We start from the raw sequence: 12,781 nt of genomic DNA on the forward strand, positions 1-12,781 counted from the left end.
CAAGGTAGCACCGGAGCGGAGCGGCTGTCTGCAGAGAACCGGGACGGCAGGGGTGGTCTAGTGGCCGTAGAACACCCTCTCGAACACCGCCCGGGCCCGCCGGCTTAGGCGCAGGTAGTCCTCTTCCAGCGTGGCGGCGTGGCCTGGCTCGTAGCCACACCACCGCGCGACGGCTTCGAGGTCCCGCCGTGAAGACGGCAGGAGGTCCGAGGCCCTGCCGCTCCAGATCACGTTGGCGGAACGGATCCGGCTGGCTAGGCGCCATGCGTCCGCGAGGAGATTGGCGTCAGCCGCGGAGAGCAGCCCCAGTGACGCCGCAGCGTCCAGGGCTTCCACCGTTGACGTTGTCCGCAGTTCATGGTGCTTGCCTGCGTGCTGGAGCTGAAGGAGCTGAACCAGCCACTCGACGTCGCTCAATCCCCCGCGTCCCAGCTTGAGGTGGCGTGCGGGATCAGCTCCGCGCGGAAGCCGCTCGGCCTCCACCCGCGCCTTGACCCGCCGCACCTCCCGGACATCTTGCTCGGAGATCTTCTCCGGGTACCTGATCGGATCGATGAGGGCCACGAAGTCGTCGGCCAGTGAATCATCTCCGGCCATCGGCAGGGCCCGCAGCAGCGCCTGCGCCTCCCAAATCAGGGACCACCGGCGGTAATACTCGGCGAAGGAGTCCAAGGAGCGGACCATTGCGCCGTTCTTGCCCTCGGGGCGGAGGTCCGCGTCCATCTGCAGGACGCGTTCGGCCATGATGGCAGGCTTGAGCGGCTGGGTCAGGAGGCTGGAAACCTTGGCGACAATCCGGGCCGCCTGCTCCTGGGCTTCCTCGTCCGTATAGCCAGGCAACGCCCGGTGCACGTACATCACATCGGCGTCGGAGCCGTAGCCGATCTCGCGCCCGCCCTGCCGGCCCATGGCCACGATCAGCATGGCAGTCTTAAGCGGTCCCTTTGCGGACACAATGCCCTCCGCCACACGGAGGGCGCCAAGCACCGCGGCCCGGTCCGTGTCTGCCAGGGCTGCGCCCACCTCGTCCTGGTTGAGCATCCCGGCGGAATCGGCGATCGCTACCCGGAGAATCTCACGGCGCCGGATCAGCCGGATCAGCCGCATGGCATTTTCCGGATCAGCATGGCGTGACATTTTGGAGGTGATCTCCTGCCACTGGGCTTCAAATCCCAGTGGCAGGAGGTCCTTGTTGTTGCCCAGCCAGGCCACCGACTCCGGCGACACCTCCAGCAGGTCGGCAATCAGGCGTGAGTTGGAGAGCACATGGCACAGCCGCTCGGCGGCGGCCGTGGAATCGCGGAGCATGCCCAAGTACCAGTGCGTGGTGCCGAGTGCCTCACTGACCCGCCGGAAGGCGAGGAGTCCGGCGTCGGGATCCACACCCTCGGCAAGCCAGTCCAGCAGGATGGGCAGCAACTGGCGCTGCAGGGCGGCCCGCCGGCTGACCCCTGCAGTGAGCGCCTCGATATGCCGCATGGCACCCTTGGGGTCGCCGTAACCCAGCGCAGCGAGGCGTCCCTGGGCCGCCTCCGGAGTCAGCCTGGCGTCCTCGCTGCTGAGTTTGGCCGCAGTGTTGAGCAGCGGGCGGTAGAAAATTCGTTCGTGGAGTTCGCGGACGGACCGTTTGGTTTTGTGCCACTGCGCCAGCAACGCGTCCGGGTGTGGCCGGTCGGTGGAGAACGGGCCCAGCACGGCCTTCGCGAGGGCGCGCAGGGCGGCTTCGCCGGCCGGCATCAGGTGCGTCCGGCGGAGCTGGAACAGCTGGATCCGGTGTTCCAGCAGCCGAAGGTAGCGGTAGGCCTGGTCGAAGGCGGCGGCATCGGACCGGCCAATGTAGCCGCCGGCCGAGAGGGCAGTGATGGCCGCGGTGGTATCCCTGCGGCGGAGTGATTCGTCGGACTTGCCATGCACCAGCTGGAGCAGCTGCACCGTGAACTCGACGTCACGGAGTCCGCCGCGGCCCAGCTTGATCTGCCGCTGTTCCTCGGCGGCGGGAATGTGTTCGGTGACCCGTCGGCGCATCGCCTGCACTGATTCGACGAAGCCCTCGCGTCCGGCGGAACTCCAGATAAGCGGTGCCACCGCCTTTTCGTACCGTTCCCCGAGTTCCCTATCGCCGGCGATGGTGCGCGCCTTGAGCAGTGCCTGGAACTCCCAGCTCTCCGCCCAGCGGGCGTAGTAGCTTTCGTGGGAAGCCAGGGTGCGGACCAGCGGCCCTGATTTCCCCTCCGGCCGGAGGTTGGCGTCCACTTCCCAGAGGCCGGGTTCGCGTGCCACCGAGGAGATGGCCCGGGAAATACCGGCGGCAAGGGCTGTACCGATGGTGCTTGCCCGTGCATCTTCCAGATCATCGGCTTCGATGACGTAGATAACGTCGACGTCGGAAATGTAGTTCAGTTCCCGGGCTCCGCACTTGCCCATGCCGATCACTGCCAGGCCTACGCCGGCAACTTCCTCGGCGCTGAACTGTTCAGCGGCCTCCGCCCGCGAAACTGCGAGGGCGGCCTCGATGGCAGCTCCCGCCAGGTCGGCGAGTTCAGCTCCGACAGCAGGCATAAAGTCCAGCGGATCAGCAGCGCACAGGTCCTTAACGGCCAGGTCCACCACTCCCCGACGATAGGCCGTTCGCAGGGCCGCATACGCCTCAGCGCCGGTCACCCCCGCCACCGGACGGGCGGACCGCGGGTCCGCAAGCACTGACCCCAAAAGGGCTGCACGGAGCTGCTCCGGATCCGCGGGCATCGGTTCAGGGCTGGCCGTGACCTCGAAAGCCGTGAGGTGTTCCGGATGGCGGATGAGGAACTCGCCCAGCGCTTCAGAGGCCCCCAGTACGCGGTAGAGCGGCTCGCTGGTCTCCGGATCGGCGGCTGCCAGCTCCCGCAGCTGCGGGTGCTTTTCAATCAGCCGGACCAGCGACTGCAGCGCGGTGTCGGGGTTGGCGGCCATCTGCAGGCCGGCGAAGATCCTGTCCTCGTCCAAACCGTCCAGTTCCGGGGCAGCGAGAAACCGCTCACCCTTCTCCAGGTCACTGAAGCCGGCCGAGATGAGGCGGCGGGCGAGGCTCACCGCCACCGCTTAGAGAATGCCGAGGTTGCGCTGCAGTTCGTAGGGCGTCACCTGGAGCCTGTAGTCCTGCCATTCGGCGCGCTTGTTGCGCAGGAAGTGCTCGAACACCTGCTCACCGAGGATCTGGGGCATCAGTTCGGAGTCCTCCATGGAGCGGATGGCGTCGTGGAGGCTGGCGGGCAGGGGGTCGTGGCCCATGGCCCTGCGCTCCGCAGAGCTGAGTGACCAGACGTCGTCCTCGGCTGCGGCCGGCAGGTCGTAGCCCTCTTCGATCCCCTTCAGTCCGGCTCCCAGCAGGACGGCGTAGGCAAGGTAGGGGTTCGCTGCAGAATCAATGCCGCGGTATTCGATCCGGGCGGACTGGCCCTTGCCGGGCTTGTAGAGCGGAACCCGGACCAGTGCCGAACGGTTGTTGTGGCCCCAGCTGAGGTAGCTGGGTGCTTCGCCGCCGCCCCAGAGCCTCTTGTAGGAGTTCACGAACTGGTTCGTCACGGCCGTGAACTCCGGGGCGTGCTTCAGGATGCCGGCGATGAACTGGCGGGCTGTCTTGGAGAGCTGGAACTCAGCGCCCGCTTCATAGAAGGCGTTGGTGTCGCCCTCGAACAGCGAGAAGTGCGTGTGCATGCCGGAACCGGGGTGGTCGGTGAACGGCTTGGGCATAAAGGTGGCGTACGTGCCTTGCTGGAGGGCCACCTCCTTGATCACGGTGCGGAATGTCATGATGTTGTCCGCTGTCTGCAGCGCGTCCGCGTACCGGAGGTCGATTTCGTTCTGGCCGGGTCCTGCTTCGTGGTGGCTGAACTCCACGGAGATGCCCACCGACTCCAGCATGGTGACGGCCGTGCGCCGGAAGTCCTGGGCCACGCCCCCGGGAACGTGGTCAAAGTAGCCGCCTTCATCCACAGGGACGGGCGCACCGTCGGGGCCCGGTTCCTGGGACTTGAGGAGGTAAAACTCGATCTCCGGGTGCGTGTAACAGGTGAAGCCCATGTCGGCGGCCTTGGCCAGCGTGCGCTTGAGGACGTTCCGGGGATCCGCAGCGGACGGTTCGCCGTCCGGGGTCAGGATGTCGCAGAACATGCGCGAGGTCTGCTCAGTCTCACCGCGCCATGGCAGGATCTGGAACGTGGACGGATCCGGCTGCGCCAGCATGTCCGATTCGAACACGCGCGCCAGGCCCTCGATGGCTGAACCGTCAAAGCCGAGGCCCTCTTCGAAGGCGCCCTCAACCTCAGCGGGGGCGAGGGCCACCGACTTGAGTGAACCCACGACGTCGGTGAACCACAAACGTACGAACCGTACGTCGCGCTCCTCGATTGTGCGCAGGACAAACTCTTGCTGGCGGTCCATTAAGGCCTCTTCTCCGGTCAAACGGTCATGCCCCGGATCCGCGGAAACGGCGGCCGGCAGCAGTTCACCATCACTTTACTAAGCAATTGCCGCTGATGCGGGAGACGGCGCCGGACGTAACACAGCGTTAACACGTCAATCCTGCCCTGCCCTGCGGACAACTGGCCGATGTACCCGCCGGGCTGCGCCCCGAATATGACAGGGATCACCGTCCACAAGCCAGACGGCGGTGGCTCGGACGGCCTGTACCGCATTACGCTCTTGCCATGGCCCCAACCAATAGCTCTGAGTCAAGCGCGTCCGCCGAAGTACCCGCTCCTTACGGCAACGGAGCTGCACAGGTGCAGCCGCCGTCGTCGGACGGGTCCGCGAAGCCCGCGCCGAGAGTGCGCCTCCACCACCTGCAGCAGGCCAAAAGGGACGGCACCCGGTTCGCCATGCTGACCGCCTATGAGCAATACAGTGCGGAGATCTTCGACCAGGCGGGCATTGATGTGCTCCTGGTGGGCGATTCGGCGTCCAACAATGTCTTTGGCAACGAGACCAGCCTCCCGGTGACGGTGGATGAGCTCCTCCCGCTCTGCCGCGCTGTGGCGAGGTCGGCCAAGCGCGCCTTGGTGGTGGCGGACCTGCCGTTCGGCAGTTATGAGGTCTCGGTGCAGCAGGGTGTGGAAACAGGCGTCCGCTTCCTTAAGGAGGGCCTTGCCCACGCTGTCAAAATCGAGGGCGGAAAATACTACGCGGACACCGTCCGGGCCATGGTCCAGGCCGGCGTCCCCGTAATGGCCCACATCGGTTTCACCCCGCAAAGTGAACACGCCTTGGGCGGTTACCGGGTCCAGGGGCGCGGCGACGACGCGCAACGCCTGATTGACGACGCCGTGGCGCTGGCTGAGGCGGGGGCGTTCGCCGTCCTGATGGAAATGGTTCCCGCGGACACGGCCGCCGCCGTTGACGCGGCCGTGAGCGTGCCCACCGTTGGCATTGGCGCTGGAAGCGCGACCACCGGGCAGGTGCTGGTGTGGCAGGACATGGCAGGGCTCCGGGGCGGCCGGATGGCGAAGTTCGTGAAGCAGTATGCCGATCTCCGCACCACCCTCAGCGACGCTGCCAAAGCCTACGGCGAGGAAGTCCGGTCGGGCCAGTTCCCGGGCCCGGAGCACTCCTTCTAAAGCAACGGCCGCCTAAGGCAGCGGCCACCGGTCCGCGCCTGTTCGCCAGAGGGTGTGGCACCGTCTTCTACCGTTGGGCAGTGGCCGTGGCGCTCAGAATCCGACGGCGGCAGGCAGGTACCGCTGACCGTTCAGTCCTCGTCGCCCTTTTCCCAGGCCTCATTGCGGGCCCGGACTTTTTCGAGGGCGTGTTCCGCTTCCTCCCGCGTCTTATAGGGGCCGATCAGCTGGCTCCAGTCCGAGAGGGCATCTTCTTCAACCTCGTGCGTGTTCACGTTGTACCAATACTCGGCCATTAGTGCTCCTTCGTTCCGGCGGGCAGGAAGCCGCGGCTGTGACCCGCGTAACCTAAGTGCCGGCGGGCCACGGTTTGGCCCTCGCGTTACTTGGCGTTCTGCGGTGCCTTATATGATCAATCTATGCCTTCCCTAGCCTCGACTGCACCCACCGGCACGCTTACCCGGGGAACGGTCAGCCCGCAGCTGTCCGTTCCGGCGTCCATCCCGCGCCCGGAGTACGTGGGCAAGCCCGGACCGGCCAAATTCACCGGCTCAGAGATCAAATCGGCCGAGACCATCGAGAAAATCCGGGTCGCCAGCAAGATCGCCGCGCAGGCGATCGTTGAGGTGGGCAAGCACATCGCACCGGGTGTCACCACCGACCAACTGGACAAGGTGGGCCACGAATTCCTCCTGGACCACAAGGCCTACCCGTCCACCCTGGGTTACCGGGGATTCCCCAAGTCCCTGTGCTCGTCGCTGAATGAAGTCATCTGTCACGGCATCCCGGACAGCACCGTTGTCCAGGACGGCGATATCCTGAACATCGACATCACGGCGTTCATTAACGGTGTCCACGGCGATACGAACTACACCTTTCTTGTGGGCGACGTCGACGAGGAATCCCGGCTGCTGGTGGAGCGCACGCAGGAGTCCCTCAACCGTGCCATCAAGGCCGTGGCGCCCGGCCGCGAGATCAACGTCATTGGCCGCGCCATCCAGTCCTATGCCAAGCGGTTCGGCTACGGCGTGGTGCGCGACTTCACCGGCCACGGTGTGGGTGAGGCGTTCCATACCGGCCTGATCATCCCGCACTACGACGCCGCGCCTGCCTACAACACCGTGATCGAGACGGGAATGGTGTTCACCATCGAACCCATGCTGACGCTCGGAACCATCGAATGGGACATGTGGGAAGACGACTGGACGGTTGTCACCCGCGACCATAAGCGGACCGCGCAGTTTGAACACACGCTGCTGGTCACGGAATCCGGCGCGGAGATCCTTACACTCCCCTGAATCCCCTCGGTCAGCCTCCCGGCCTGCCCGCCCGCCCTGCCACGAACGGATAAAACATTGGCCAAGAAGGACGAGAAGTCGCACAAAAAAGCCCCGCTGATCGGCATCGACATCGGTGGTACCGGAATCAAGGGCGGCATCGTCGACCCCAGGAAGGGCAAGCTCCTCGGCGAACGGTTCCGGGTGCCAACTCCCCAGCCGGCCACTCCAGAAGCTGTGGCCGACGTTGTGGCGCAGGTGGTGGCCGAGCTCTCCGGCCGCCCCGAGGCACCCGCCGCCGATTCGCCGGTGGGCGTCACCTTCCCCGGCATCATTCAGCACGGTGTGGTGCATTCTGCAGCCAACGTGGACAAGAGCTGGCTCAACACGGACATCGACGCCCTGCTCACGGCCCGCCTGGGCCGTCCAGTGGAGGTCATCAACGACGCCGACGCCGCCGGGCTGGCGGAAGCGCGATTCGGTGCCGGCGCCGGGATTGAGGGCACCGTCCTGGTCATCACACTCGGTACCGGGATCGGATCAGCCTTCATCTTCAACGGCCTTCTGGTGCCCAACGCAGAACTGGGCCACCTGGAGATTGACGGCTTCGATGCCGAAACCAAGGCTTCGGCCGTTGCCCGCGAACGGGATGGCCTGAGCTGGGAGGAATACAGCGTGCTGCTGCAGCGCTATTTCGCCCACGTCGAGTTCCTCTTCTCCCCGGAACTGTTCATTGTGGGCGGCGGCATCTCCAAGCGCGCGGACGAGTACTTGCCCCGGCTGAAGCTGCGCACTCCCATCGTGCCTGCTGAGTTGAAGAATGAGGCCGGAATCGTGGGCGCCGCCGTCGAAATCGCTGTGAAGCACAAGTACATCAAGTAGCAATCGGCTGAACCTGAAGCGGATTCGGCGGCGGTAATGATGGTCACCGGTCCGGTTCAACGGTGCGCGGCATCGCCCCAAGCGGTCGGTGCCGCCGTCACGGTCTGCGGCTGGACCCCCTTGTGCAACGAGCAACCATTCGCCCACACTGGTTGGGGGATGTGGAAGGGGGCTCCCTCAGCAGGAAGGCAGTCATTTTGTACCGTCCCGGACGAAGGCCCGAAATTTCCAGACGTAACTTTGTTTACGTCACGCTCGGCGCTGCCGCCGTTGTGGCTGGATGTGGCGGTAACTTGCTGAGCCGCGGAGATAACACGGTACCGGGGCAGGGTGAGCTCCCGCCGATCGTGGAGCCGCCGTCCGCGGAGCTGAGCTGGGTCTCCGATGCGCGCGTCGCGGGGTTCGAGACCTTTGCGGGCGATCCGGCAGTTGATGCACGCCTGGACGTGTTTGCGGCCGCGCATGTGAGCGTGGTGGTGATCGATTCCGACCTCTCCTTCTACATGACCGACGCGCGCTTCGAGGAGAGCGCGGCCTACATCGAGGCGGTGGCGAAGAAATGCCATGAGCGCGGCATGAAGGCTGTGGCCTATTGCTCCTTGCTGGAGGCGCTTACTGAAAACGCGGCCTCTGTGCCCAACACCATGTGGAAGGACCACCCGGACTGGGTGCAGCGCGGCATCGACGGCAAAGCGAACAAGTTCGTCGGCGGCGCGGGCCGCGCGTTCTGGGTGCCGGCGGGGACCGAGAGCGCCTGGCTCTGCCCCACCTCGGGCTACCGCGACTACTTCATCAACCGCGTGAAGAGGCTGGCGCAGACCTCACTCGACGGTTTGTGGGGGGACGTCCCGCTGCTCTCGGACATCGTCGGGGTGTGGCCATGCACCAACGCCTCCTGCGCCGCCAAGTTCCTTGCCGAGACCGGGCTCGCCCAGCCCACGCGCGTGGATTGGAACAATCCAGTGTTTCGCCGCTGGGTGGCGTGGCGCCACGGGGTCATCCACGAGTTCGAGCAGGCGGTGCTTGCCGGTGCGCGCACGGTACGGCCCGACTTCCAGCTCATCGTCGAGACCGACACCATGGACCATAGCGGCGGCACGGTGCAGGGCCTCGACGGCGCCAGCCGCGACGACGGTGACGTGCTGCGCGTGTGGGAAGTGAGCACCGCCAGCGACGAGACCGGCATGCGCGAGGCGCCCGCCGACGATTGGATCTCGATGGCGATCATGATGCGCCACGGCCGCGGCTGCGCGGGCAAGAACCCGAGCTGGGTGATTTCCTACGGCAAGGAGACCGACGACGCCGAGCGGGTCATGGCCATTGCCATCGCCGGTGGCGTGCGGCCATACGAGAGCCAGATCCCGCTCCTCAACAACACCGTGGGCGACGCCTGGCGCGGCAAGATGTATGGCTGGCTCAAGGACAACAACGACATCTGGGCCGGTGAGAGCGCCAACCCGGTGGCGGTGATCTTCTCCAGCGTGAGCCGCGATTTTATCGACCGGAACGCCGGCGGAGGACTCTATACCAGCACCAATCGGGCTGATGAGGACTGGTGGGCTACTACGCCGACGGACTCCGCCAAGAACCTGCCCTACCTCGGCGAATACCGCGGCATCTGCAAGGCCCTCATCCACGCGCACGCGCCGTACGACGTCGTCACCATGCCGCACTTGTCGCCGGCGTGGCTCGCGCCCTACCCGGTGGTGGTGGCGCCGCGGCCGGCGGCGCTTTCGGATGGGGAGATCGCCAGCCTGAAGAGCTATGTCGAGGCTGGCGGCACGCTGCTGGTCACCGGTGGTACCGATGCCGGCCTCTTCGATGAGCACGGCGTGCTGCGGGCCCAGCCGGCGCTGCTGCAGGCCTTTGGCGTAAGTGCCGGCGCCAACTGGTCGCGCACGTCGTACGGCCTCGGTGCCGTGGTGCTGGTGACCGAGCAGGTGGGGCAGACGTACTACCAGACCACCGATGCCTCAGTGACAACCGAGCTGGCGCGGATCCTGGAGGCGGCCGGGCGCACCATTGTCACCGATGCGCCGCCCGCGGTGGTCATCGACCTGCGACAGCGCACGGAGCACCGTCTGGATGTGCTCTTCGCCAACATCGACGGCCTCGATACTGGCGGGTTCACTGCGGAAAGTGCCAGCTTCCAGGTCGCCATCCCCTGCGGCGGAAAGATGCCACGGCGGGTGACCGTCACGCAGCCGGGGGATGCGGCGCCGGCGGAGATACCCTTCACGCATGAGGGCGGCCGCGCGGTCTTCGACGTGACCGTGGGCGCGCTCCTGTTGGCCCGCATCGCACTTACGTAGTAGGCGAACCGACTCCCGCCATCGTGGCGACCAACTCCAGGCCGACTTATATGGGACTCTTTTCGGAGTTCTTCGTGCTCTTCGCTGCCGGTCCAGCGGTTTCAGCCACGGACTCGTGGCGGAGCAGCGCAATGGCTGTTTCGAAGTCTTCAAGGGATTCGAAGGCCTGGTAGACACTGGCGAAGCGCAGGTAGGCCACCTGGTCCAGCTTTTGCAGAGGACCCAGGATGACGAGTCCAACTTCGTGCGCCTCAATCTCCGCAGCCCCCGAGGCACGGATCTGCTCCTCGACCTCCTGGGCAAGGAGCGCGAGGTCATCTTCGCTGACCGGGCGGCCCTGGCAGGCTTTACGGACGCCGTTGATGACCTTGCTCCGGCTGAACGGCTCGCCGACGCCGGAACGCTTGATGACGGAGAGGCTGGTGGTTTCGACGGTGGTGAACCGGCGGCCACATTCAGGGCACTGGCGGCGGCGCCGGATGGCTGAACCGTCGTCGGCCATGCGGCTGTCCACAACGCGGGAGTCCGGGTTGCGGCAGAACGGACAGTACATGGTGTCCCTTCCCTCGATCGTCAGCTATCAGTCTACGACCGCATCTTAGTCAATAACAAGCTTGTAATACCACATGTAGTAGTCGAGCCACTACATGTAGTGCATTTCGTGCCGTTTCCGGAATCAGGCGGTTGTGCTGAAGCGGGCCGTCACAGCATCGCCGTGGGCCGGGAGGTCTTCCGCCGCCGACAGGCTCACGATGTGGCCTCTGACTTCCTCAAGGGCTGCCCGGCTGTAATTGACCACCTGGATGGCGCGCAGGAAAGTGGTGACGTTCAGGCCCGAGGAAAACGCAGCCGTACCGCTGGTGGGCAGCACGTGGTTTGACCCCGCGCAGTAGTCCCCCAGGCTGACGGGACTGTAGTCCCCCACAAAAATCGCTCCGGCGTTGCGGATCCTGGCGGCCACCGCGGGCGCGTCCGCAGTCATGATTTCAAGGTGTTCAGCGGCGTACGCATCGCACGCGGCGATGCCCTGCTCCAGGTCCTCCACCAATACAACGCCCGACTGGGGACCGGACAGGGCCTCACACACACGCTGTGAATGCTTGGTGATAGCCGCCTGCCGGTCCAGTTCGGCGCGGACCGCCACGGCAAGATCCTCTGAATCGGTGAAGAGTACCGATGCCGCCTTGGGGTCGTGTTCGGCCTGGCTGATCAGGTCCGCGGCCACCAGGTCCGGTTGAGCGGAGGAATCGGCCAGGATGGCAATCTCCGTGGTTCCGGCCTCGGAGTCGATGCCCACCACTCCCTTGACCAGGCGCTTCGCCGTTGCCACAAAAATGTTTCCGGGACCGGTCACCACATCCACGGGATCCAGCGCGGGTCCGGCGTCGCCTGCCTGCACGCCATAGGCAAACGCCGCGATGGCCTGCGCGCCGCCGATGGCGTACACCTCGCTGATGCCGAGCAGGGCGGCCGCCGCAAGGATGGTGGGGTGCGGAAGGCCGCCGAAGTCCTTTTGCGGCGGTGAGGCCAGTGCGATGGATTCCACGCCGGCCGCGAGGGCCGGGACAACGTTCATGATGACCGACGACGGGTAAACGGCCAGGCCGCCGGGAACGTAGAGTCCCACACGCGAAACCGGCACCCAGTTCTGGCTCACCAGCGCACCATCGCCAAGTTCGACGTCGACATTGCGCGGCCGCTGTCCGTCGGCGAACTGCCGGGCACGGCTGATGGATTCCTCCAGCGCGCTGCGGACGGCGGGATCCAGCTCCGCCAGTGCCTTGGCCAGCGATTCGGCGGGGACCCGGGGATGTACCTGCTCAACTCCGTCGAACCGGAGGGCAAGGTCGCTGAGCGCCGCGAAACCCTGCTGGCGGACGGCGCTAATGATGTCGAGCACTTTTTCTTCAGCATCCGCCACCGTGTTCTGCCGGGCGCGAGGCACAGCGGCCCGCAATCCGGCCAGGGTCAGGCCCCGTCCGCGCAGATCGACCGTCCGGAAGCTGACGGTGGCGGTTGACGGGGTGGCTGGAGATTCAGAAGAAATGGTCACCGGACTATTTTACGCGCCGGGCGCCGTGCCTTCGGCGAGGGGTGCGCTTCCGCCGTCGGGCCCCTTCTTCAGCAGGTTCAGCAGGTTCAGCACAAACACGCATGTTGCGGTTGCCGCAGGCCAGAGCAGCAGCACAGACATCGAGCGAAGGGAGAATGCCACGCTGGAACTGATGGTTGTATCCACCTGGACGCCCCACAGCCGGCCCGCCCCCACGCCGGTCTGCCAGGCAACGAGGGCGCCGACGAGTCCACCGGCCAGGCTGAGGAGGAAGGCAGATTGCGCAGCCCTGCCGGCTTTGTCCGTAAGGAAAACGGCCACCAGGCAGCCGGCGAAAACGAAAAGGCCGGCAAGGGTAAGGTCCCGCGGCAGCCACACCGACGGATTGGTCCCGTCAGCGAGTGTGGGATTGCGGGTGATCAGGTTCAGCCCGCCCGGGGCGAGCAGCCACCACAACAGGCCCGCGGGCACACCACCGGCCGCGGCAGCAACAAACCACTTCCACGGCAACCGGGCGGACCGGCGACTGATGTGTTCACTCATGAAACAAACCTTAACAAATGTTCGCTGCACGAGGTCAGATGACGTGGGTTGTCAAACGATTCCGCCGTGCCCTGCCGGACCAATACCCTTAAGTAAGAGTCCATTTCAGCATGCTTTCCAGGG

10 protein-coding genes are annotated in these 12,781 nt (G+C 65.6%); 4 read left to right on the forward strand and 6 right to left on the reverse strand.

Features of this window, described 5'->3' with window-relative positions; all coding sequences use genetic code 11:
* Window positions 1-57: 57 nt before the first annotated feature.
* A complete protein-coding gene (locus J2808_RS19470) occupies window positions 58-3,069 on the reverse strand; it encodes a bifunctional [glutamine synthetase] adenylyltransferase/[glutamine synthetase]-adenylyl-L-tyrosine phosphorylase (RefSeq protein ID WP_309820108.1) in 3,012 nt (1,003 codons plus the stop codon).
* A gap of 9 nt (window positions 3,070-3,078) precedes the next feature.
* Complete coding sequence (gene glnA, locus J2808_RS19475) at window positions 3,079-4,419, reverse strand: type I glutamate--ammonia ligase (RefSeq protein WP_309819943.1); 1,341 nt, start codon at window positions 4,417-4,419, stop codon at window positions 3,079-3,081.
* A gap of 266 nt (window positions 4,420-4,685) precedes the next feature.
* Between glnA and panB the strand changes: the two genes are divergently transcribed.
* Window positions 4,686-5,591, forward strand: coding sequence for a 3-methyl-2-oxobutanoate hydroxymethyltransferase (gene panB, locus J2808_RS19480; RefSeq protein WP_309819945.1), 906 nt, complete (start codon window positions 4,686-4,688; stop codon window positions 5,589-5,591).
* A gap of 131 nt (window positions 5,592-5,722) precedes the next feature.
* Here the strand turns inward: panB and J2808_RS19485 are convergent, their stop codons facing one another.
* Window positions 5,723-5,887 (reverse strand): SPOR domain-containing protein, encoded by a 165-nt coding sequence (locus tag J2808_RS19485; RefSeq protein ID WP_309819948.1) that lies wholly within the window; start codon window positions 5,885-5,887, stop codon window positions 5,723-5,725.
* 123 nt (window positions 5,888-6,010) lie between these two features.
* On the opposite strand from J2808_RS19485, the gene map reads away from it, so the two are divergent.
* The 3 genes from map (at window position 6,011) to J2808_RS19500 (ending at window position 10,062) form a co-directional block, all read left to right on the forward strand.
* Window positions 6,011-6,889 (forward strand): type I methionyl aminopeptidase, encoded by an 879-nt coding sequence (gene map, locus J2808_RS19490; RefSeq protein WP_309819950.1) that lies wholly within the window; start codon window positions 6,011-6,013, stop codon window positions 6,887-6,889.
* A 57-nt stretch (window positions 6,890-6,946) separates the two neighbouring features.
* Window positions 6,947-7,750: a polyphosphate--glucose phosphotransferase gene (gene ppgK, locus J2808_RS19495; protein WP_309819952.1), complete on the forward strand. Its 804-nt coding sequence runs from the start codon at window positions 6,947-6,949 to the stop codon at window positions 7,748-7,750.
* Window positions 7,751-8,097: 347 nt separating this feature from the next.
* Window positions 8,098-10,062 (forward strand): beta-galactosidase trimerization domain-containing protein, encoded by a 1,965-nt coding sequence (locus tag J2808_RS19500; RefSeq protein WP_309819954.1) that lies wholly within the window; start codon window positions 8,098-8,100, stop codon window positions 10,060-10,062.
* Window positions 10,063-10,108: 46 nt separating this feature from the next.
* Here J2808_RS19500 and nrdR read toward each other — a convergent pair whose 3' ends face one another.
* The 3 genes from nrdR to J2808_RS19515 all read right to left on the reverse strand — a co-directional run bounded on the left by nrdR (window position 10,109) and on the right by J2808_RS19515 (window position 12,658).
* Window positions 10,109-10,615, reverse strand: a complete 507-nt coding sequence (gene nrdR, locus J2808_RS19505) for a transcriptional regulator NrdR (RefSeq protein WP_309819957.1) — start codon at window positions 10,613-10,615, stop codon at window positions 10,109-10,111.
* A 123-nt stretch (window positions 10,616-10,738) separates the two neighbouring features.
* Entirely contained in the window at window positions 10,739-12,115 is a 1,377-nt protein-coding gene (gene hisD / locus J2808_RS19510) for a histidinol dehydrogenase (RefSeq protein ID WP_309819960.1), read from the reverse strand.
* Window positions 12,116-12,124: 9 nt separating this feature from the next.
* Entirely contained in the window at window positions 12,125-12,658 is a 534-nt protein-coding gene (locus J2808_RS19515; RefSeq protein WP_309819962.1) for a hypothetical protein, read from the reverse strand.
* Between the last annotated feature and the right edge of the window lie 123 nt (window positions 12,659-12,781).

Origin of the sequence: Pseudarthrobacter sulfonivorans (assembly GCF_031454915.1) — a bacterium.
Taxonomy (GTDB): Bacteria; Actinomycetota; Actinomycetes; order Actinomycetales; family Micrococcaceae; genus Arthrobacter; species Arthrobacter sulfonivorans_C.

Coding starts and splice junctions, on each gene's coding strand:
- J2808_RS19485 (WP_309819948.1), bottom strand. CDS start 5,887: ATGGCCGAGTATTGGTACAACGTGAACACGCACGAGGTTGAAGAAGAT.
- nrdR (WP_309819957.1), bottom strand. CDS start 10,615: ATGTACTGTCCGTTCTGCCGCAACCCGGACTCCCGCGTTGTGGACAGC.
- map (WP_309819950.1), top strand. CDS start 6,011: ATGCCTTCCCTAGCCTCGACTGCACCCACCGGCACGCTTACCCGGGGA.
- J2808_RS19515 (WP_309819962.1), bottom strand. CDS start 12,658: ATGAGTGAACACATCAGTCGCCGGTCCGCCCGGTTGCCGTGGAAGTGG.
- panB (WP_309819945.1), top strand. CDS start 4,686: ATGGCCCCAACCAATAGCTCTGAGTCAAGCGCGTCCGCCGAAGTACCC.
- glnA (WP_309819943.1), bottom strand. CDS start 4,419: ATGGACCGCCAGCAAGAGTTTGTCCTGCGCACAATCGAGGAGCGCGAC.